Origin of the sequence: Vibrio rhizosphaerae (assembly GCF_024347095.1) — a bacterium.
Classification (GTDB): Bacteria; Pseudomonadota; Gammaproteobacteria; order Enterobacterales; family Vibrionaceae; genus Vibrio; species Vibrio rhizosphaerae.
In genome coordinates, this window is sequence record NZ_AP024903.1 from 495,869 (window position 1) to 515,653 (window position 19,785).

21 protein-coding genes and 1 other RNA gene are annotated in these 19,785 nt (G+C 46.1%); 13 read left to right on the forward strand and 9 right to left on the reverse strand.

Annotated elements, in window-relative coordinates; all coding sequences use genetic code 11:
- Positions 1 to 41 precede the first annotated feature (41 nt).
- The 5 genes from serA to zapA all read right to left on the reverse strand — a co-directional run bounded on the left by serA (position 42) and on the right by zapA (position 3,454).
- Positions 42 to 1,271, reverse strand: coding sequence for a phosphoglycerate dehydrogenase (gene serA, locus OCV37_RS02255; protein WP_038178245.1), 1,230 nt, complete (start codon positions 1,269 to 1,271; stop codon positions 42 to 44).
- 249 nt (positions 1,272 to 1,520) lie between these two features.
- Entirely contained in the window at positions 1,521 to 2,177 is a 657-nt protein-coding gene (gene rpiA, locus OCV37_RS02260; protein WP_038178244.1) for a ribose-5-phosphate isomerase RpiA, read from the reverse strand.
- Between the two features lie 141 nt (positions 2,178 to 2,318).
- On the reverse strand, positions 2,319 to 2,945 hold the full coding sequence (locus OCV37_RS02265; protein ID WP_245609092.1) for a 5-formyltetrahydrofolate cyclo-ligase: 627 nt from the start codon (positions 2,943 to 2,945) through the stop codon (positions 2,319 to 2,321).
- A 1-nt stretch (position 2,946) separates the two neighbouring features.
- Positions 2,947 to 3,130, reverse strand: a non-coding RNA gene (gene ssrS, locus OCV37_RS02270) — 6S RNA.
- A 15-nt stretch (positions 3,131 to 3,145) separates the two neighbouring features.
- Positions 3,146 to 3,454 (reverse strand): cell division protein ZapA, encoded by a 309-nt coding sequence (gene zapA, locus OCV37_RS02275; protein ID WP_038178242.1) that lies wholly within the window; start codon positions 3,452 to 3,454, stop codon positions 3,146 to 3,148.
- Positions 3,455 to 3,713: 259 nt separating this feature from the next.
- Here zapA and OCV37_RS02280 point away from each other — a divergent pair, with 259 nt between their 5' ends.
- From OCV37_RS02280 to OCV37_RS02290, 3 genes are all read left to right on the forward strand, one after another.
- Positions 3,714 to 4,292, forward strand: coding sequence for a YecA/YgfB family protein (locus tag OCV37_RS02280; RefSeq protein WP_038178241.1), 579 nt, complete (start codon positions 3,714 to 3,716; stop codon positions 4,290 to 4,292).
- Between the two features lie 182 nt (positions 4,293 to 4,474).
- Positions 4,475 to 5,653 carry a 2-octaprenyl-6-methoxyphenyl hydroxylase gene (gene ubiH / locus OCV37_RS02285; protein WP_038178240.1) on the forward strand — a complete coding sequence of 393 codons (1,179 nt, stop codon included), beginning with the start codon at positions 4,475 to 4,477 and terminating at the stop codon, positions 5,651 to 5,653.
- Positions 5,654 to 5,664: 11 nt separating this feature from the next.
- A complete protein-coding gene (locus OCV37_RS02290) occupies positions 5,665 to 6,885 on the forward strand; it encodes an FAD-dependent 2-octaprenylphenol hydroxylase (RefSeq protein WP_038178239.1) in 1,221 nt (406 codons plus the stop codon).
- 68 nt (positions 6,886 to 6,953) lie between these two features.
- On the opposite strand, the gene OCV37_RS02295 is transcribed toward OCV37_RS02290, so the two are convergent.
- The 3 genes from OCV37_RS02295 to ygfZ all read right to left on the reverse strand — a co-directional run bounded on the left by OCV37_RS02295 (position 6,954) and on the right by ygfZ (position 9,292).
- Entirely contained in the window at positions 6,954 to 7,160 is a 207-nt protein-coding gene (locus tag OCV37_RS02295) for a DUF1107 domain-containing protein (RefSeq protein WP_038178238.1), read from the reverse strand.
- Positions 7,161 to 7,839: 679 nt separating this feature from the next.
- Positions 7,840 to 8,328: an aminoacyl-tRNA deacylase gene (locus OCV37_RS02300; RefSeq protein ID WP_038178237.1), complete on the reverse strand. Its 489-nt coding sequence runs from the start codon at positions 8,326 to 8,328 to the stop codon at positions 7,840 to 7,842.
- On the reverse strand, positions 8,318 to 9,292 hold the full coding sequence (ygfZ, locus tag OCV37_RS02305; protein WP_038178236.1) for a tRNA-modifying protein YgfZ: 975 nt from the start codon (positions 9,290 to 9,292) through the stop codon (positions 8,318 to 8,320). Before ygfZ ends, OCV37_RS02300 begins: the two co-directional genes overlap by 11 nt.
- 309 nt (positions 9,293 to 9,601) lie before the next feature.
- Between ygfZ and OCV37_RS02310 the strand changes: the two genes are divergently transcribed.
- Positions 9,602 to 9,862 carry an FAD assembly factor SdhE gene (locus tag OCV37_RS02310; protein WP_038178235.1) on the forward strand — a complete coding sequence of 87 codons (261 nt, stop codon included), beginning with the start codon at positions 9,602 to 9,604 and terminating at the stop codon, positions 9,860 to 9,862.
- Positions 9,863 to 9,893: 31 nt separating this feature from the next.
- Positions 9,894 to 10,241, forward strand: a complete 348-nt coding sequence (locus OCV37_RS02315) for a hypothetical protein (RefSeq protein ID WP_038178234.1) — start codon at positions 9,894 to 9,896, stop codon at positions 10,239 to 10,241.
- Between the two features lie 40 nt (positions 10,242 to 10,281).
- Here OCV37_RS02315 and nadB read toward each other — a convergent pair whose 3' ends face one another.
- A complete protein-coding gene (nadB, locus tag OCV37_RS02320; RefSeq protein WP_038178233.1) occupies positions 10,282 to 11,895 on the reverse strand; it encodes an L-aspartate oxidase in 1,614 nt (537 codons plus the stop codon).
- 438 nt (positions 11,896 to 12,333) lie between these two features.
- On the opposite strand from nadB, the gene rpoE reads away from it, so the two are divergent.
- From rpoE to era, 8 genes are all read left to right on the forward strand, one after another.
- Positions 12,334 to 12,906, forward strand: coding sequence for an RNA polymerase sigma factor RpoE (rpoE, locus tag OCV37_RS02325; protein WP_021020509.1), 573 nt, complete (start codon positions 12,334 to 12,336; stop codon positions 12,904 to 12,906).
- A gap of 32 nt (positions 12,907 to 12,938) precedes the next feature.
- The gene (locus OCV37_RS02330; RefSeq protein ID WP_038178285.1) at positions 12,939 to 13,601 is read left to right on the forward strand and encodes an RseA family anti-sigma factor; all 663 of its coding nucleotides are present in this window, start codon (positions 12,939 to 12,941) and stop codon (positions 13,599 to 13,601) included.
- Entirely contained in the window at positions 13,598 to 14,581 is a 984-nt protein-coding gene (gene rseB / locus OCV37_RS02335; RefSeq protein WP_038178232.1) for a sigma-E factor regulatory protein RseB, read from the forward strand. Before OCV37_RS02330 ends, rseB begins: the two co-directional genes overlap by 4 nt.
- Positions 14,578 to 15,066: a SoxR reducing system RseC family protein gene (locus OCV37_RS02340; protein WP_038178231.1), complete on the forward strand. Its 489-nt coding sequence runs from the start codon at positions 14,578 to 14,580 to the stop codon at positions 15,064 to 15,066. Before rseB ends, OCV37_RS02340 begins: the two co-directional genes overlap by 4 nt.
- 125 nt (positions 15,067 to 15,191) lie before the next feature.
- Positions 15,192 to 16,985, forward strand: a complete 1,794-nt coding sequence (lepA, locus tag OCV37_RS02345) for a translation elongation factor 4 (protein ID WP_038178230.1) — start codon at positions 15,192 to 15,194, stop codon at positions 16,983 to 16,985.
- A gap of 143 nt (positions 16,986 to 17,128) precedes the next feature.
- Complete coding sequence (lepB, locus tag OCV37_RS02350) at positions 17,129 to 18,025, forward strand: signal peptidase I (protein ID WP_038178229.1); 897 nt, start codon at positions 17,129 to 17,131, stop codon at positions 18,023 to 18,025.
- A gap of 81 nt (positions 18,026 to 18,106) precedes the next feature.
- The gene (gene rnc, locus OCV37_RS02355) at positions 18,107 to 18,784 is read left to right on the forward strand and encodes a ribonuclease III (RefSeq protein WP_038178228.1); all 678 of its coding nucleotides are present in this window, start codon (positions 18,107 to 18,109) and stop codon (positions 18,782 to 18,784) included.
- Positions 18,777 to 19,742 carry a GTPase Era gene (gene era / locus OCV37_RS02360; RefSeq protein ID WP_038178227.1) on the forward strand — a complete coding sequence of 322 codons (966 nt, stop codon included), beginning with the start codon at positions 18,777 to 18,779 and terminating at the stop codon, positions 19,740 to 19,742. The genes rnc and era overlap by 8 nt, the downstream gene beginning before the upstream one ends.
- Positions 19,743 to 19,785 lie beyond the last annotated feature (43 nt).

Here is a 19,785-nt window from a genome sequence, read left to right on the forward strand (position 1 = left end):
TAGCAGAAAGGGCTTGGGTATCGGAAGCGTTCAAGCACTGATTAATGCAGAATTCGAGCGCGGATTGTACCTTCGATTTTCTTTAGCTTACGCAATGCTTCTTCAGAGCGGGCGGTCTCAACATCAATCACCACATAACCGACATCAGCCGATGTTTGCAGATACTGCGCAGCAATGTTGATGCCATCCTGAGCGAAGATCGTGTTGATTTGATTCAGGATACCCGGACGGTTTTGGTGAATGTGCAGTAGGCGAGAACATTCTCTGAGTTCTGGCAGGGATACTTCTGGCAAGTTGACGCTGGAAACAGTCGAACCATTATCAGAGTATTTGACAATCTTACCGGCCACTTCGATACCGATGTTTTCTTGCGCTTCTTGCGTTGAACCACCGACATGCGGTGTCAGAATGACATTGTCAAACTGAAGCAGTGGTGATTCGAACGGGTCGGCGTTAGTTTTCGGTTCAACAGGGAATACGTCAATTGCAGCACCGGTGATTTGTCCAGATTCCAATGCGCCGCATAGCGCATCGATATCAACAACGGTGCCTCGTGCTGCGTTGATGAAAATTGAATTTGGTTTCATTTGAGCAAATTCTTGAGTGGAAATCATATTCTTGGTGTCCGGCGTTTCAGGGACATGCAAAGAGATGACATCACTCTTGCCCAATAACTCTGCCAGAGATGCAACCTGAATGGCATTTCCCAGAGACAGTTTATTCTCGATATCGTAGTAATAAACCCGCATGCCTAAGTTTTCAGCAATAATTCCTAGCTGAGTTCCGATATGACCATAGCCAATGATACCGAGGTTTTTCCCGCGTGCTTCAAAGCTTTGATCGGCACTTTTTTTCCAGATACCGCGGTGTGCTAGGGCATTTTTTTCTGGAATGCCGCGCAGAAGCAACAAGATTTCACCCATCACCAGCTCGGCGACACTACGGGTATTGGAGAACGGGGCATTAAAGACGGGAATACCACGTTTTGCCGCTGCACCTAAATCGACTTGATTGGTGCCGATACAAAAGCAGCCGATTCCAACCAGTTTTTTCGCTGCGTTGATGACATTCTCCGTCAGGTTGGTTCGGGAACGAATACCGACAAAGTGTGCATCCTGAATCGCTTCTAATAGTTCGGCTTCGGATAATGAACCTTTGTGATATTCGATATTGGTATAGCCAGCTTCCTGAAGCACATCGACGGCAGAGTTATGAACACCCTCAAGAAGTAAAATCTTAATTTTGTTTTTTTCCAATGAAACCTTGGCCATTATTTTTGTCCTTAACGATGGAAAGATGGAGAAATAAGGTGCACGGTCACCAAAACGGAGAATTGAGCATTATTTTAACAAGCAAACGTTTGCCTTGTGCATCTTCTCACCATAAAGTAACAAAAAAATTTCCGAATTGGTAAGAAAATTACGTCATAAGGAATAATTTTTCTATTGCCAATTAAAAAACGGTACGCAGTGTACCGTTTTTCATGATTTATGGTGATTAGAGCCTGTCTGATTGATGATTTACTCGATAAATCGGGTGCCTTCTGGTGTACCGATAATCACAATATCAGCACCACGATGTGCAAACAGGCCGTTGGTCACAACCCCGGGGATGTTGTTGAGTGTCGATTCTAATGCTTTCGGGTCCGTAATCTGCATATTGTGTACATCGAGGATAATATTGCCATTATCTGTCACTACACCTTGACGATAAACCGGTTCGCCGCCAAGTTTTTTCAGCGCGCGGGAAACTTGTTCACGGGCCATGGGAATTACTTCGATTGGCAGTGGAAACTGACCCAGTACATCAACTGTTTTGGTCCCGTCAACAATGCATACAAATGTTTCGGAGATTGCCGCAACAATTTTTTCCCGGGTGAGGGCGGCGCCTCCGCCTTTAATCATATCCCGTGTCGGATTGATTTCATCGGCACCATCAATATAGACATCCAGTTTTTCAACATCATTACAGTCGAACACTTGAATCCCTAATGCTTCCAGTTTTTCTGTTGATGCTTTTGAGCTGGAGACTGCACCTTTAATCTCATTTTTGACTGACCCTAAGGCGTCGATAAAGTGATTGACGGTTGAGCCGGTGCCAACGCCGATAATGCCACCTTTAATGACATACTTAAGTGCTGCCCATCCTGCCTCTTTTTTCATTTCATCTTGGGTCATTCAATTGCTCTCCTGCTGATTGCGCGTCAATACGGTCTGAAAATGCTGTCGTCTGAAGATGTAATCGGTCTCTTCGCGGGGGATTATATACTTATCTTCACCGGAGTTGCAGCGTCTATCCGTCTTTTCCGCTGTGTCGGGTCACATCATTTGGCCCTGTGATAGGCGGTTTGACTCCCAGTCCCAGATTTTGTCAGGGGTGACAATCTTCGGCAGTGGAACGTCCCAGGATTCAATAGGAAGCTGTTCGACAAACTGGCACGTGTGGGCGAGCCCGATAGGTTTGGCACCGCTTCTATTTTTAAACCAAGGTACCAGCGTTCGATCATAGTAGCCACCTCCCATCCCGAGACGGTGTCCTGATGCATCAAAGCCAACTAAGGGGGTAAAAATCAGATCAAGTTGACGTGTCGGAAGAATCAGCTGTTTATTCAACTGCGGCTCGGCAATACCATAACGGTTTTGCACCATGGCAGTATCCGGTGTATAGCGTAAAAAAAGCAGTTGGCCTGTTGAAAAGGGATGGATCACGGGGAGGTAAGTCGATTTGCCCAGCTGCCAGAGCCATTCAATCAATTCGCGGGTTGATAATTCCCCATCGGTCGATAAATAAACGGCTACATGGTGACTGGTCTCTAGTTCAGGTAAGTGACAAAGCTGACGAATCAGCCGGGCACTGGCGTCTTGCTGAAACGCATCAGAGAGTTGTTTTCTTCTTGCGCGGATCTGTTTTCTCAAATCAGCGCGTGTCATGTTGTGTTGATGCATAGGGAACCCCAAAGTGCCGTTGCAGATGTTTGACCCTTGAACCAGCTGGTTCAAGGCGGATCAGTAATGTTGACCGTAGGCTTCTCGGTGCGTGCCGAGCTTGCTCAATAGCCAGCAAGTACCAACCCTTATGTATTGCTTATCGGCTCAGGGACGTAATCCGCTGACGAACACTTCAGGGTAAATTTGGTGGCGCAGAGTTACAACGTTTCCCGCTCGGCTTGATGAATCACGCGATCCAGCGATGTGGAGAGTTGCTCCATTCTAGCTGCGAGATGCTCCGTCGTTTGTTGATTCTCTTTTATCTGGTTTTGTAACTCATAACAAATATTTAAAGCAGCAATCGTGAGTAACTTTACCTCATTAGTCACCTTAGTTCTTTCCGCCATTTCTTTCAAACGATCATCAAGCTCTTTTGCTGCCTGAATCAGTGAATCTTCTTGTCCCGGGGGACAATTCACTCGTGTTATCTTTCCTAAAATCTCAACATCAACCGCTTGATTACTCATGACTTATGAACTCGCAACATGCCACTGTGAATGATACGTTGACGGTATCATCAAGACGGAAACTATAGGAAAAGCGTCGATAAGATTCAAGTCTTTCCCTTGATATCAAGGTCAATGATTGGTTAAAAACACAGATCTTAGACAATTCGTGCAAAACCTAGGCGATTGTTCCGAACAGTTTAACAGATTTGATGTTTTGAACATTTCAGCAATGAGAGTGAGGTGGTAGGATTGGTTTTATTTTTCTTTAGGCAGCCCTATGAGTGACAATAAGTTTCCTGAATATAAGGCTTTTGCTGATACGCTAAAGTCTGTTTCCCTCTCTGTAACACCCGCCGAACTACATGGGCTTTTAACGGGTATGTTATCCGGTGGTCTGAGCCCGGAAGATGGGCGCTGGCAGCCGTTATTATTTGATTATACCAATGATGGGATGGGGTGGCCGATGGCTGCACTGGGATTGGCCAGTGAGCTGATGGCTCATACGGCTGAAGAAATCACACAGCACCATTTTCAGCTATGGTTGTGTCTACCCGCCGGCGATGGTGAACACGGTCTGTTTGAATTAGCGGATGGGGTTTCTGAATGGATCAATCATTTTATCTCCGGACTGGGATTAGCTCACCCGGATGTGAACAAGCTATCGGATGATGCCAAAGAAGCTTTGGCTGATTTAGAGGAGATGGCTCGGCTCGGAATTGATGAAGATGATGATCTCGAGGAACAGGCATTGCTCCTCGAGCAGGTGATCGAGCATGTGAAAGCTTGTGTCTTGGCGATTCATGCAGAATATGGTGTTCAGCTAAAGAACGAAAATAAGCGGCCCACAATCCACTAAACGGGTCTGATGGCCGGACGGTGAACCGGTACCGAATATGATATTTTCGGTGAGTTAGTCTATCGCGATGATGTACGGAAAGTATGATTCTCCAAGCTTTTACTGTCCCAATTTGGATTGCTGAAGAGCTGATGGCTGAGTGATACGGAAAACGCTACAAACAACAAACGGAAAGCAGTCGAATGAAAAGGTTTGATGTCATTATCTCTGGTGGTGCAATGGCTGGAGCAACCCTGGCACTGGCATTAGATGCCAGTTGTGGTGGAAAACTTCGGATCGCAGTGGTTGAGTCGTATGATTTTTCTGCTCAGGCGCATCCCGGATTTGATGCACGCTCAATCGCACTTTCTGACGGAACGGTTCAAATACTTCAAGCGTATCGGCTCTGGGATGCGATTCAACCTTATGCGACACCGATCTCTCGAATCCATGTTTCTGACCGAGGACATGCAGGCATGACGGAGATCGAAGCCAAACAACAAGGCGTGTCTGCGCTGGGATATGTGGTTGAGCTAGCTGATGTAGGGCAGGTTTATCACCGGTTGTTGCAGGAACGTCCCGCGATTGAATTGTTTTGTCCTGCCTCTATCCAAACCGTTGAACGAACGACAGACGAAGTTCAGATTTTGCTCGATGATCAATCGAGTCTCCGCGGCAAACTTTTAGTGGCTGCCGACGGTAATGCTTCAGCCTGTTGCCGTCAGATCGGGATTGATGCCAACGTACATGACTTTGAACAGGTTGCAGTCATTGCGAATGTTGCATTGAGTCAGGAGCATCAAGGTCAAGCCTTTGAACGTTTTACTCAAAGTGGGCCATTAGCATTGTTGCCGATGACACGTCAGCGGATGTCGATGGTGTGGTGCGTGAGACCTGATGCTTTGGAAAACATGCTGGATTGGGATGATGAGACATTCCTGTCTCAGCTCCAGCAAGCATTTGGTTGGCGACTGGGGAAAATGAGTCGTATCGGGACGAGAGTGGCTTATCCGCTCAAGCTGACTTATCGGACGCGGGCTGTTTCGCATCGTTTTGCCATCATCGGTAATGCAGCACAAACGCTCCACCCGATTGCCGGGCAGGGATTTAATCTGGGTATCCGGGATATAGCAACTTTAGTTGAAGAGATTCGACACTATCCGGATGATGTCGGCTGTTATGCAGCGCTGTCTGCTTTCCAACATCGTCGCACGCCGGATCGACAGAAGACGATGACAATGACCTCTGCCTTGGTTCACATTTTCTCCAATGCATGGTTCCCTGCGGTGGTCGGAAGAAATTTAGGATTGATGGCCATTGATAACTTCCCTGTGCTCAAACAACCCTTGTTGACTCAGACGCTGGGACATGTATCTCGTTAGAAGGTTTTTATATGATGCAAAGTTTTGATATTGCCATTATCGGTGGTGGTATGGTTGGCCTGACATTCGCGGCAGCGCTGAAGAATACCGATTTAAGAATTGCTGTAATTGAAGGCTATACACCTGAACCGATATTGAGTGAAAAACCGGATATTCGTGTGTCTGCGTTGAGCCGTGCCAGTGAATATATCTTCAAAAACACGGGGATTTGGGATGGCATTATCCGGCGTCGGGCATCGCCTTATCACAAGATGCATGTCTGGGAAAAAGACAGCTTTGCCCGGATTGAGTTTGACAGCCAACAACTTGCCCAGCCTGACTTAGGCCATATTGTGGAGAACCGGGTGATTCAACTGGCTGCTTTGGATGTGGTTCAGTCTCAACAGAATGTCACGTTTTTTATGCCTGCCCGTTGTCAGAGTCTGGTGGTGGGGGAAAGTGAAGTCTGGTTGACTCTGGATAATCGCAGTGCGCTCACCGCTAAGTTAGTTGTCGGTGCGGATGGGGCAAACTCTTGGGTTCGTCAGCAGCAGGATATTCCCCTGACGCATTGGGATTACGGTCATGCTGCTTTAGTTGCAAATGTGATGACGGAAGAACCGCATCAGCAGACTGCCCGGCAGATCTTTACACCTCAGGGGCCGTTAGCGTTTTTACCATTGGCGGATCCGCATCTGTGTTCGATTGTCTGGTCCACAGAGCCTCAGCGGGCCGAAACATTGCTAAACATGACGACAGAGCAATTCAACCGTTCACTGTGTACTGAATTTGACCGACATCTGGGGTTATGTGAGTTGGTGAGCGAGCGAGCCGTCTTCCCTCTGAAAATGCGTTATGCACGAGATTTTGTCTGTGAACGTATCGCATTAGCCGGAGATGCTGCCCATACAATTCATCCACTGGCAGGTCAGGGCGTGAATCTTGGATTGCTTGATGCTGCATCATTAGCTCAGGAAATCAAAATGTTATGGCAGCAAGGAAAAGACATTGGATATCAGCGGAACCTGCGTCAATATGAACGCTGGAGAAAAGCGGAAGCTGCAAAGATGATTGCGGCAATGCAGGGATTTAAAACATTATTTTCCGGAGAGTTTCCGGTGAAAAAATTAGTTCGGGGGATAGGGATGTCGGTATTGAACCAAGTGCCGAATGTCAAAAATGAAATGATGTTGCGGGCGTTAGGGGTTCGGGGTGACTTACCTGAATTGGCGAAACTAATGAATTCTGAGTGATTTTGATATCAAGTTGAATATCGCCATCGGACGCTGAAGGGCAACAAGTTTTGTTGCCCTGTTCTGTTTTATGCGGGTACGTACTTGAGCCGCATGATTTCCTGATTAATTTCTTTGACTGTTCGGTAATGTCTTGGTTCTGCTTGTTCCGGAAGTATCAATTTCCCCTGATCGAACTCAAATTTACCGATACCGTCAATATAGATTCTGCCTTTAAATAGCCGACTAATATGTTTAGCAATCATACTCGGTGTATAGCGCTTAAACAGTCTCATATTATCGTCCTTTCTTGAATACCTAAGGTGATTGTCAGCTGGGTGGCTTCAAAACTGCCAGCCTCAACATCCACCTTGTGAGAACTCAACTCACTCTAACGATTCTATTTTATTTCGTGCTTTATGTTGTGATATCTGTAGTGAAATAATCACATCACGATGAGCTAATTGAATTTTTGTGCTGTCTTCTACATATTTAACAGAATGAAACCCATTGTTTGTATCGGTTCTGTTAACTTTGAGACAGCTTACACACATCCTCTGCAACAATGTGCCGTCCCCGTTCTCGGTGGACTATTAGGCCGGATTAGTGTGACACTTTTATAACAAAAATGCTGAATCATTGTTAAATTTCATGATGTCTATCCATGAATATAGTTTTTGACCGGTACCTGTCAAAAAAAATCCCGGAGTCGGGTGAAAAAAAAGCCCGCATCTGTTGGGATACGGGCGAAATAGTCACAGATGCATTACACAAAAAGTGGATGTACTGACTTGAATCAGTTTCACTTTTTAGCCAGTTCAATCACGATTATGTTGAAAGTGCGTCACTGAACTAACACAGACAGACTACGTGAAAAAAACAAAAATGACTATTTATGTTTTATTATTGATTAATAATTCATTTGTTTATTTGATTATATTTGAACCTGGTCACATATTTTTGTAATGGTTTACATTAATCAAACAACGGCTCACGATGAATTGAGATAAGAGAAGGTTGAACAAGCTGAACCAAGTCATTAACTTGCATCGCAATGCTCGCATAGAGGTGCCCGCTGCTGATGGTAATTTCTGGCTCTTGGGTGATTTTAGGGTCGAACAGAATCGGCATTGGCGTTTTGAGTTGCAAAGGCGGCACTGCGCCAACGGCATAACCAGTCACTTGTAGGACTTGGTCGCGAGTTGCACACGTCATTCTTTTCCACCCAAGGTAAGATCTGACTTTTTTGGGATCCACAGACAAGTCTCCCGGTACACAAGCGAGGGCATAACGCTCACGCATATCTCTGAGTAGGATGCATTTGACCATCTGTGCGGGGCGAACGCCACGTAAGATTGCAGCCGCTGCGATGGTAACGGCTGCTTCTTGTTGTAACAGCAGCCGGTGTGGTACCTGCTGCTGTCTGAGGAACTCGAGCACTTGGCTATCCCGATTAGGATTCATCGTCCAGTGCATAAGGCAGTGGCTGTATCATCCACTCTGTTTGTGGTGAGCCAGCGATTCTGAAACGGGTATCTTCATCTAGATTGTTTGGCAGGATGATCAGACCGATTGCGGTATGGTCACTGAATGGGTAGACAGCCAGAAAGCGACCAGCATGACGCCAATTGTCCCCGACCGAACGTTCCAGTTCAAGCGGTTGCTCGTGGTTGAGCGTCGCATCAATATTGCCTTTGAGTACGTACATCGCGCGCTTGTTGGTGCCACGATATTTTGCCCGTGCTACGATTTCCTGCCCTGTATAACAGCCTTTGCTAAAGCTAATTCCACCGAGTGCCTGAAGATTCAGCGCCTGAGGAATGTGTTGTTCTTGTTCATCTGCCGTCACAATCGGGAGCGCTTCTTCAATGTCAAAACGGGTCCATAAGCTTTCAGCGACTTTTTCACCCTGAAATTGGGCTATCAATGACTGTGCCGTGGATTCGTTGGCCAGTACTAACCAACGCTGGGCCGAAATTTTGACTGCAGTTCCGCCTTCGAAATCCCTGACATCACCTCGGGTATCACTGAGATGATCGATGTAATTTTCAGCATCTTGGCCCATGACGCCAAGGAGAACATCATGACCCTGTGTGAGTTCGATTTTGGAAAATACCGCATATTTTTTGAGCGCTTGCAGCGCTGCATCGATTGCGCTGGCGGGTTGGAACATCGCGTAGCCATTCTTGTGCTGGAAAATTCGAAATACCGACCAGACTTTTCCTTTGGCATCGCAATGAGCACCGAATGTTGATTGATCTTTAGCAAGCGAGACAATGTCGCAGGTAATCTGACCTTGTAAATAAGATTTCTGATCTGCGCCGATGGCGGAAATGTATCCCCATGATGTGAGATGTGTGAGGATTAAATTCGGTAATGGCGTCTCTGGCGTATGTTCGAAAGGGTGAAAGTTGTTTTCTTGGTTCATCTCTGTATCACCTTGTGCCGATGGAATGGAGACATTCTATACGTAAACCTTTTGATTCCCAAATCACCGTTAGGCGTAATTTCTCAGTATTGCAGAATGGCTTACGATACAATTTCATGGTAGGCATCGACTGACAAATACGGGTGAGTTCAAATCATACTACTGTTTTCAGACAAATCTTTTGCTAATTGTCAGAAAGGTATGTTAAATCGGATAGGTTTGTCGCTTAGATTGGACTGTGACCCAGTTGGTAGCGTGTAGAGTACTCCCTTGATACACTAATAAAAATTAAATCAATGAGGTTTTAGAATGTATACCGACGAAGAGAAAGCCCGGATTAAATGGGCATGCCGGCGTGGTATGTTGGAACTAGATGTGGTGATTATGTCATTCTTTGAAGAATGTTTTGAGCAATTGAGTGAATCCGATCAGCAGGATTTTGTCTCCCTGTTGGAATGTGATGATCCGGATCTCTTCACTTGGCTGATGGGGCACAAGCGGAGTGAAAATCTTAGTCATGCTTCAATGGTTGATAAGATAGTTGCTTATAACCTTGGTAAAGTCCGTTAATCTTTATCCCACCGTCTCTTTGAATGCCTGCATGGTTCAAGGTTTGATTGTTCAACTGACCATCTGGGCATTTATTTCTACCGATTTCCCCCTGATTCCTGCCATGATTTGTATCTGCTGGTTGTTGAAAATCTGGCATGACCGAAGACTCTTATTACCTGCCATTGCTGCTCCATGCCGTTACACGGATACGGGAATGTTGATCGCTGGATGTCAGCAACAGGGAATTGAGCGAGTTGAACTCTCATGTGCAATCTGGTTTGTGATTTTCGTCGAAGCGCACGGCAAGCGGCAGATTCTATGGCGTGATAGCTGCCGGGAGCACACATACCGGCAGCTTTTGGTGATGGAAAAACGAAGGCGTTATTATCTCCGGTGACGGGCTGCTTTTTGCCGCGTGCTCCCAGACAATATTGATGTCAGGTAAAGTCTTTCGGATCAAGGATAGTTGGACCGCTATTCGCCAATTGCTCAGGATAATCCAGCGTGTAATGCAATCCGCGGCTTTCCTTGCGTTGCATTGCACAACAGATCATTAATTCGGCCACCTGAAGTAAGTTTCTGAGTTCGATTAGATTATTGGAAACTCGGAAATGACTGTAGTACTCATGGGTTTCCTGTTGAAGCAGATGAATCCTTCTCAGAGCGCGTTCTAAGCGCTTATCGGTGCGAACGATCCCCATGTAATCCCACATAAAGAGCCGCAGTTCATGCCAGTTATGTTGAATAACGACTTCTTCATCAGAGCAGGTGACTTGGCTTTCATCCCATGGCGGAAGTGATTTGGCAAGCTGAGCATGTTCAAGTTTACTGAGAATATCTTGTGCCGCAGAACGGGCATAAACCACACATTCCAGTAACGAGTTCGACGCCATCCGGTTTGCTCCATGTAAACCGGTGTAGCTGACTTCACCGATGGCATAAAGCTGTTGCAGATCGGTTTCCCCTTGCCGGTTTACCATGACACCGCCACAGGTGTAGTGTGCCGCGGGAACAATCGGGATCGGTTCTTTGGTCATGTCGATACCCAGGCTCTGTAAGCGGGTATAAATCGTCGGGAAATGTTTCTCAATAAAATCGGCCGGTTTATGGCTGATATCCAGATACATACAATCTGCGCCAATCCGTTTCATTTCATAGTCGATGGCTCTGGCGACAACATCTCTCGGTGCAAGCTCCGCCCGCTCGTCAAAATCCGGCATGAATCGAGTACCATCGGGACGGCGTAAGAAAGCGCCTTCTCCCCGTAAAGCTTCGGTCAGCAAAAAGTTACGTGAATCCGGATGATACAGACAAGTCGGATGAAACTGGTTGAATTCTAGATTGGCAACCCGACATCCAGCTCGCCATGCCATAGCAATGCCATCTCCCGATGAAACATCAGGATTAGATGTGTATTGGTATACTTTGGACGCGCCACCAGTCGCCAGAATGATAAATTTTGCTTTAATTGTTTCGACGTGTTCATCATTGCGGTTCCAGACGTAGGCACCGATCACCTTCTTCGGGTCACCACCGATTTTGTCTTCCGTGATCAGATCGAGTGCATTGTGGCGCTCCAGCACTCTGATATTCGGATGATTGATAACATTATCTTGTAAAGAGGTCTGCATCGCCATCCCGGTTGCGTCCGCAGCATGGAGAATTCGGCGATGGCTATGACCACCTTCCCGGGTCAGGTGATATTTCGGATGATCCTCGTCACTATCTTCGTCCAGATCAAAGGGGACACCGCCATCAATCAGCCACTGAACACACTTTTTAGCATTTTCAGCAATAAAACGAACCGTTGCTTCTTCACAGATACCGCCACCGGCAATCAGCGTATCTTGGACGTGCGATTCAATACTGTCGGATTCATCGAATACAGCTGCGATGCCTCCCTGAGCATAATAAGTTGCGCCTTCACTCCAGGGGCCTTTACTCAGAACAATAACCTGGCATTTTTTGGCGACACGCAGTGCGAGTGAAAGCCCGGCAGCACCGCTACCGATGACGAGTACATCACACTGATGCTCTTGATTTACATGCATAGTTTTATTTTTCCCAACAATTCCTGATTGATAGCTCTTCCGTTCATGTTGTTTTCAGCCATGAACATGTTCCCTGGAATGACAATTGGATCTCTTAAGTATTGAAACGTAGTGACGATATAATCAATGAGTCAGATAAAAATGAATGAATTCTCGATTTCGCTTGTTTTTCTCTTTCACTACATGCAATGCTTTAATAAACACGGTTGACATTGATAAAATTTTACCTCATTTAAGGAAAGTGACGAAGCGCTGATTTGTGAAGCGGTAGATTCATCTTTAATATGAAGAAAAATTTCACTGCAGGCGGGGAACTATTTCCCTGAGCATGAGTCTTACTATACTGCTCATGTAAGCGGTGGTGTCAATACTACATTTTGAAGTATTAATACCCATATCTGAGAAGGTAAGGGATGAACGATAGGAGTATACGCTCGAATGCACGAGCAGTTGACTGATCAAGTATTGATTGAGCGCGTTCAGAGTGGAGATAAGCAAGCCTTTAATCTTTTGGTGGTTAAGTACCAGAATAAAGTTTGCAACCTCATCGCCAGATATGTAAACAACAGCGGTGATGTCGCTGATGTCGCTCAGGATACTTTTATTAAAGCCTACCGGGCTATTCCTTCATTTCGGGGAGAAAGTGCATTTTATACGTGGCTCTACAGAATTGCCGTGAATACTGCAAAGAACCATATCGTTGCACAAAGCCGACGTCCTCCTGCAAATGATGTGGATGCTGAAGAGGCTGAATATTACGAAAGTGGCAATGTTTTAAAAGAAATTTCGAACCCAGAGAATATTACGCTGTCGAAAGAATTGAAACATGCCGTATTTGCGGCAATTGATGCATTGCCTGAAGATTTGAAGACCGCAATGACTCTGCGAGAGTTGGAAGGATTAAGCTATGAAGAAATTGCGGTTGTGATGAATTGCCCTGTCGGAACGGTAAGATCACGGATATTTCGAGCACGAGAAGCAGTAGAAAAGCGGATTGGTTCGCTTTTGTAATGTCTGGAGTTGTCTAGATAATGGTGAATAAAATGGCTGATAAAGAGAAACTTTCGGCGCTTATGGATGGCGAGTTGATCGATAAATCGTTGATTAGCGATTTATCTCAAGATCATGAAGGTTTAGAAACATGGCGCAACTACCACATGATTGGTGATGTGATGCGTGGTGATACGCCTCAGGGGGAATGGGATATTGCCGCCCGGGTTGCGTTAGCGTTGGAGGATGAACCCGTCCATCGTAAAGATTTGGCTCATGAACAACATAATACTGAGAGTTCGGACATTTTGACGATTACTCCTTTGGAATCTCAGCCATTGCCAAAACAATCCAGAAGACAGTTACCTGCATGGTTAGGTCAACTGGGACAGGTTGCTGTCGCGGCTTGTGTCTCACTGGTTGTCATTGTCGGTGTTCAACAGTATCAGACCGGTGATAGTTCTGATGGTGTAAGCACCGCTGATAATGGGCAACTTCCCGTGTTACAGACCATTCCTTTGGCTGGAACGGCTGAGCCCGTTAGTCTGACGCGTGATTCGATGATGAGACATACGACGGAAAATAGTGCTCAGGAACAACGTCGTCGTGTCAATGCGATGTTGCAGGATTATGAGCTACAGTTGAAACTTTACAGTGAACAAAAACGGCAATCATCTGATCATGCAGGTGAAAACCAAGAGTTAGTTGTTGAATGAAAAAATTTCTGGTCAGTGTTGTAACTGCGCTGTTCAGTTTGAATGTCTCATTAGCCTTTGCAGAGGAGCTCTCTGCAGAGGCTTTGTTACATCAGATGAGCCGCGCCAGCCAAAAATTGAATTATGAGCTTTCCTATATTCTGATAAAAAAGAATGGGATTGAGCCTCTGTTATATCGTCATGCTGTCGAAAAAGGGTATTCTTTAGCCCATCTGGTCTACCTGAGTGGGCCGGTTCGAGAAGTGATCCGGCGTGGTCACGAGGTGAGTTATATCGAACCGGGAATTGAACCGTTTACCATTGAATCCGACAAAATGGTGGCTCCGGTTATTCCATTACTCCATAGCAATATGACCCAATTGAGTCATTACTATGACTTTGTAAAAATTGGTCGAGGGAGAGAAGCCGGTGCTGCATGTCAGGTGATTCGGGTGGTGCCGAAAGATGGTTTGCGTTACTCCTATGTCTTGTGGATCGATGAGCGAAGCCATCTGCCACTTCGCGCGGATCTCGTCGATCGTGACGGTGAAGTGCTGGAGCAGTACCGGGCCATTTCGTACACGCTGAGTGATAAACTGGCTGAGCTGATGCTCAGTTTGAATAAAGCGCAATTGCCTCATGTCCTTTCGTTGCCTGAAAATCCCGTGAAAAAAACATTTTGGAGCGTTGGCTGGGTTCCTAATGGATTTTCTTCTAAAGAGTTGAACCGTTACCGGATGGCAATTACGGATCGTTTGGTTGAAAGCCAGATATATACCGATGGCCTGTTTAGTTTTTCTGTCTATGTTGCCGATAGTGACAACCTCTCACTTAAAAATCAGTTGATCCGTCAAGGGCGTCGGACATTACAGACGGTTGTGAAAGGAAAAACTGAAATCTCAGTGATTGGTGATATCCCACCGTCCACAGCCAAACGAATCGCGCAATCGGTGACGTTTGAAGCGCATTCAAAAGTTACACCTGAGGAAAGTCAGCCATGATGACGGCTTTGGCGACCGTTGCTCGCGTGCATGAAACTTCTGGTGACTATCAGGTTGAACTGAGTTGTCAGCAACAGACCAGCTGTAGTCACTGTGCATCATCTTCCAGCTGTGGCACAGGAATGGTCTCGAAAGCCATCGGTAAGAAAGTACTGACTTGGCAGTTGCAGACGTCTCAACAGGTCAAAGTGGGTCAGGTTGTTGAGATCGGATTTCCCGAAAAAAGTCTCTTACAATCAGCGGCCATTGTTTATCTTTTTCCTTTGCTTATGATGATTTTAGGCGGGGGGATTGGGCAGCTTTGGCTTGCGCCTCTGGTTGGTGGTGGTGAGCCGTGGGTGATTGCCTGTACTTTCTTGTTCACCGTCGGCGGGGTCTGGATTGCCAGAAATTTGGCCCGCCGGATGGAAAAGCTGTCTCAGGAAGAAGTTGTTTTGCTCCGGGTTTTAGGAGAGCCGATTGTCAGACATGATGTCTCGAAGTGATTTATGATGCGAATCCCTTTTAAATTGGGTAGAATCTGCCAACTTAAATGGAATAGAACCTGTATCTTTGAGACGGTTTGTTCTTTTTCTTCTAAATATTAAAAGAGTTTAATCATCCCAAACCTATGAAGCACATTCGCAACTTTTCGATTATCGCCCATATCGACCACGGTAAATCCACGCTTTCCGATCGCCTGATTCAGGTGTGTGGCGGCTTAACTGACCGTGAAATGGCAGAGCAGGTTCTTGATTCCATGGATCTTGAGCGTGAACGAGGTATTACCATTAAAGCTCAGAGTGTCACTCTGGACTACCTTGCAAAAGATGGGCAAACATACCAGCTCAACTTTATCGATACCCCCGGACACGTTGACTTTTCTTATGAGGTATCCCGTTCTCTCGCTTCATGTGAAGGCGCGTTGTTAGTTGTTGATGCCGGACAAGGTGTGGAAGCGCAAACTCTTGCCAACTGCTATACCGCGATTGAAATGGATTTGGAAGTTGTTCCTGTCCTGAATAAGATCGATTTGCCGGCTGCTGAACCGGAACGAGTGGCTGAAGAAATTGAAGATATTGTTGGCATTGATGCAATCGATGCTGTGCGTTGCTCGGCGAAGACTGGTGTTGGTGTTGATGATGTGCTGGAGCGTATTGTTTCAGATATTCCACCGCCGGAAGGGGATGAGAATGCACCTCTGCAAGCGTTGATCATCGATTCTTGGTTTGATAATTACCTCGGCGTTGTTTCTTTGGTTCGGATCAAAAATGGGATCCTGAAAAAGAACGATAAGATCAAAGTTATGAGCACCGGGCAAACCTGGGGTGTTGACCGTATCGGGATCTTCACACCGAAACAAGTTGATACCGAAAAACTGGGTACCGGTGAAGTGGGCTGGGTTGTCTGTGGGATCAAAGATATTCTGGGCGCACCTGTCGGGGATACATTAACCCACTCAAAATCTGGGTGTGAAAAGCCACTCCCCGGATTTAAAAAAGTGAAACCGCAGGTCTATGCCGGACTGTTCCCCGTCTCTTCCGATGAGTATGAAAACTTCCGTGATGCGCTCGGCAAGCTTAGCCTCAATGATGCGTCGCTGTTCTATGAGCCAGAAACATCCGCGGCACTTGGATTTGGTTTCCGCTGTGGTTTCCTTGGGATGCTACACATGGAAATTATCCAGGAACGTCTGGAGCGGGAATATGATCTGGATTTGATCACGACCGCGCCAACCGTGGTGTATCAGGTCGAGCAAACCGATGGGGAAATCATCCATGTTGATAGCCCGGCAAAACTGCCAGCGGTGAATGACATCAATGAGATCCGTGAACCGATCAGTCGATGTAACATCCTCGTGCCTTCCGATTATCTGGGCAATGTGATTACACTTTGTGTGGAAAAACGCGGTACTCAGGTTGATATGGTGTACCACGGCAATCAAGTGGCGCTGACTTATGATATTCCAATGGCCGAAGTCGTGTTGGACTTCTTTGACCGTTTAAAATCAACGTCTCGCGGTTATGCTTCTCTCGATTATGCATTTCAGCGCTTTGAAACCTCAAGTATGGTTCGGGTTGATGTATTGCTCAATGGCGAGAAAGTTGATGCACTGGCCATCATTACCCACAAAGATCAGGCTCAGACGCGTGGGCGTCAGCTGGTTGAGAAAATGAAGGAATTCATTCCTCGTCAGATGTTTGATATTGCGATTCAAGCGGCTATCGGCAACCATATTATTGCCCGTTCAACCGTGAAGCAACTACGTAAGAACGTGCTGGCCAAATGTTACGGTGGTGACGTGAGCCGGAAGAAAAAACTGTTGAAGAAACAGAAAGAAGGTAAAAAGCGGATGAAGCAGATTGGTAATGTTGAATTACCGCAAGAAGCGTTTTTAGCCATTCTCCATGTCGGGAAAGATTAATTAACGTTGGGTCTGTTGAACAGATATATCCTGATACACTCAAAATGTTGTTTTCATTAACAGGTTGAGTGACTTGGCGATACACAACTCAAGTGAAAGAGTTTCGGTTCTTTCACTTTCGCATTTTTAACAAAGGGAAGTTCATGGCGAATATATTTTCACTCATACTAGTTATTGTGACGCTTGTGACCGGGATTATCTGGGTGCTCGAAAAGTTGGTTTGGGCGAAAAATCGCCAGCAGAAACGCGCTGACATTCTGGCTCAGACGAACGAGGTCGATCCATCCCTACAGAGTAAGGTTTTACCGCAGCCGTGGTGGGTGGAAAATAGCGTGTCTATTTTTCCTGTCATTGCGTTGGTTCTGATTGTCCGCTCATTTATTTTTGAACCGTTCCAGATTCCATCTGGGTCAATGAAACCAACTTTATTGATTGGTGATTTTATTTTGGTTCAAAAATTTGCCTATGGTTTAAAAGATCCGGTGACGCATACCCAGTTTTTAGCCACAGGTAAACCGGAGCGTGGTGATATTGCGGTGTTCCGTTACCCACCGAATCCGAGTGTTGATTATATTAAACGTGTTGTCGGATTACCGGGTGATATCATTCGCTACAGTCCGGATAAGCGTTTGTGTATTCAGCCCAAAGGAACAAGTGAATGTAAGCTTGTACCGCAGAGCAACCGTGTTCGTAGTGACCTGAAATCAAATGTTATGCCGCTGGAGCAATTGGATGAACAACTCGGTCAGGTTAAACACCATATTCTGATTAATCCATGGCAGATGGACAATCCGATGAATTATCGGCCTCGTCCGGGAGTGAATGAGTGGGTTGTTCCTGAAGGACACTATTTTATGATGGGTGATAATCGGGATAACAGTGCCGATAGCCGTTACTGGGGATTTGTTCCTGAAGCCAATCTGGTCGGTAAGGCGGTTGCGATATGGATTAGCTTTGAGTTTAATCGTTCGCCTGACAGCGTGTTGCCATCATGGATTCCAACCGGAGTCCGCTTGAATCGGATTGGTCAGATTCATTAATCTTTACCGGATAATTGCGATTATCGGGGCATTTATTTAACCAGGCTGGTCAACCGATCAGCCTTTCAATATTGAGAAATCATGAATTCTCCAACATATAAACTTGAGAAAAAAATAGGGTATCAGTTCAGTGATAGTGCTGTGCTGGAACTGGCGCTGACACATCGGAGTGCCAATGGTCATCATAATGAGCGTCTTGAGTTCCTGGGCGATTCAATTTTAAGTTTTGTCATCGCAGATGAGCTGTATCACCGCTTTCCGAAGAGTAACGAAGGGGATATGAGCCGGATGCGTGCGACGCTTGTCCGGGGAAATACTCTGGCTGAGCTGGCTCGGGAGTTTGAGCTGGGAGAGTACTTAAAATTAGGTCCAGGAGAATTAAAAAGTGGTGGCTTCCGCCGCGATTCAATTCTTGCGGATGCCGTTGAAGCGATTATTGGTGCCATTTATTTAGATAGTGATATTGAGTCGATCCGACGGATCATTTTAGACTGGTATCAAACGCGTTTAGATGCCATTCAGCCCGGAGTATCACAAAAAGATCCCAAAACCCGGCTGCAAGAGTATCTGCAAGGCAGAAGAAAACCGTTGCCTGTTTATACAGTGACTAATATTAAGGGTGAGGCACACAACCAAGAGTTTACTGTGTCATGTGACGTCGCGGGTATTGGAATGCCTGTTATCGGAAAAGGCACCAGCCGCCGCAAGGCAGAACAAGCGGCTGCAGAGCTAGCACTAGAGCAATTGAATAATGGCTGATAAAGAATTTGATATTGATGCTTTTTTTGCATCAGAAAGTCAGGAAGAGAGTAAACCGGAAAACCAACACTGTGGTTTTGTGGCGATTGTCGGTCGTCCTAATGTCGGTAAATCTACTTTACTGAACCAGCTACTGGGACAGAAGATTTCGATAACCTCGCGTAAGCCACAGACGACTCGTCACCGGATCATGGGGGTCGATACCGATGGGGACTATCAGGCGATTTATGTCGATACACCGGGGCTCCATATTGAAGAAAAACGGGCGATTAACCGTCTGATGAACCGTGCGGCAAGCAGCTCACTCAGTGATGTGAATTTGGTTCTGTTTCTGGTCGAAGGTACCCACTGGACCAAAGATGACGAAATGGTGTTTACCAAGCTGAATAAAGCGGGCTTCCCCGTGATTCTCTGCGTCAATAAAGTGGATAATGTCAAAGACCGTAATGAAGTGATGCTGCATATGTACGAGCTGTCTAATAAGATGGCGTTTGTCGATGTGATCCCCATTTCAGCCAAACACGGAAAAAATGTTGATGCGATTCGTCAGCATGTCCGCAATTATCTTCCCAAAGCGGTGCACCATTTCCCGAGTGAATATGTGACGGATCGTTCACAACGTTTTATGGCCTCTGAAATCCTCCGGGAAAAAATCATGCGTTTTACCGGGGAAGAGCTGCCTTATTCGGTGACGGTTGACATCGAACGGTTTGATTACAACCCGGAAACCGATGGTTTTCATATCAATGGCTTGATTTTAGTCGAGCGGATTGGACAGAAGAAAATGATCATCGGCAAAGGGGGCGAGAAAATTAAAACGATCGGCCGCGAAGCCCGGCTTGATATGGAAGCGTTATTTGGTCGGAAAGTCTATCTGGAAACTTGGGTCAAAGTGAAATCCGGTTGGGCTGATGACGAAAGAGCGCTGAGAAGTCTGGGATATATTGACGATCTGTAGTGATATCGCTTTCTCTTGCCTCTGGGGCGGAGCGTCATTGGAT

Excerpts from the sequence above, each read along its gene's own strand:
- zapA (WP_038178242.1), bottom strand. The coding sequence starts at position 3,454 with ATGAGTAATCAAGCGGTTGATGTTGAGATTTTAGGAAAGATAACACGA.
- rpoE (WP_021020509.1), top strand. The coding sequence starts at position 12,334 with ATGCACGAGCAGTTGACTGATCAAGTATTGATTGAGCGCGTTCAGAGT.
- ygfZ (WP_038178236.1), bottom strand. The coding sequence starts at position 9,292 with ATGAACCAAGAAAACAACTTTCACCCTTTCGAACATACGCCAGAGACG.
- OCV37_RS02290 (WP_038178239.1), top strand. The coding sequence starts at position 5,665 with ATGATGCAAAGTTTTGATATTGCCATTATCGGTGGTGGTATGGTTGGC.
- rseB (WP_038178232.1), top strand. The coding sequence starts at position 13,598 with ATGAAAAAATTTCTGGTCAGTGTTGTAACTGCGCTGTTCAGTTTGAAT.
- nadB (WP_038178233.1), bottom strand. The coding sequence starts at position 11,895 with ATGCATGTAAATCAAGAGCATCAGTGTGATGTACTCGTCATCGGTAGC.
- lepB (WP_038178229.1), top strand. The coding sequence starts at position 17,129 with ATGGCGAATATATTTTCACTCATACTAGTTATTGTGACGCTTGTGACC.
- rpiA (WP_038178244.1), bottom strand. The coding sequence starts at position 2,177 with ATGACCCAAGATGAAATGAAAAAAGAGGCAGGATGGGCAGCACTTAAG.
- OCV37_RS02315 (WP_038178234.1), top strand. The coding sequence starts at position 9,894 with ATGGTTCAAGGTTTGATTGTTCAACTGACCATCTGGGCATTTATTTCT.
- rnc (WP_038178228.1), top strand. The coding sequence starts at position 18,107 with ATGAATTCTCCAACATATAAACTTGAGAAAAAAATAGGGTATCAGTTC.
- OCV37_RS02295 (WP_038178238.1), bottom strand. The coding sequence starts at position 7,160 with ATGAGACTGTTTAAGCGCTATACACCGAGTATGATTGCTAAACATATT.
- OCV37_RS02280 (WP_038178241.1), top strand. The coding sequence starts at position 3,714 with ATGAGTGACAATAAGTTTCCTGAATATAAGGCTTTTGCTGATACGCTA.
- era (WP_038178227.1), top strand. The coding sequence starts at position 18,777 with ATGGCTGATAAAGAATTTGATATTGATGCTTTTTTTGCATCAGAAAGT.
- OCV37_RS02330 (WP_038178285.1), top strand. The coding sequence starts at position 12,939 with ATGGCTGATAAAGAGAAACTTTCGGCGCTTATGGATGGCGAGTTGATC.
- ubiH (WP_038178240.1), top strand. The coding sequence starts at position 4,475 with ATGAAAAGGTTTGATGTCATTATCTCTGGTGGTGCAATGGCTGGAGCA.
- lepA (WP_038178230.1), top strand. The coding sequence starts at position 15,192 with ATGAAGCACATTCGCAACTTTTCGATTATCGCCCATATCGACCACGGT.
- OCV37_RS02310 (WP_038178235.1), top strand. The coding sequence starts at position 9,602 with ATGTATACCGACGAAGAGAAAGCCCGGATTAAATGGGCATGCCGGCGT.
- OCV37_RS02340 (WP_038178231.1), top strand. The coding sequence starts at position 14,578 with ATGATGACGGCTTTGGCGACCGTTGCTCGCGTGCATGAAACTTCTGGT.
- serA (WP_038178245.1), bottom strand. The coding sequence starts at position 1,271 with ATGGCCAAGGTTTCATTGGAAAAAAACAAAATTAAGATTTTACTTCTT.
- OCV37_RS02300 (WP_038178237.1), bottom strand. The coding sequence starts at position 8,328 with ATGAATCCTAATCGGGATAGCCAAGTGCTCGAGTTCCTCAGACAGCAG.
- OCV37_RS02265 (WP_245609092.1), bottom strand. The coding sequence starts at position 2,945 with ATGCATCAACACAACATGACACGCGCTGATTTGAGAAAACAGATCCGC.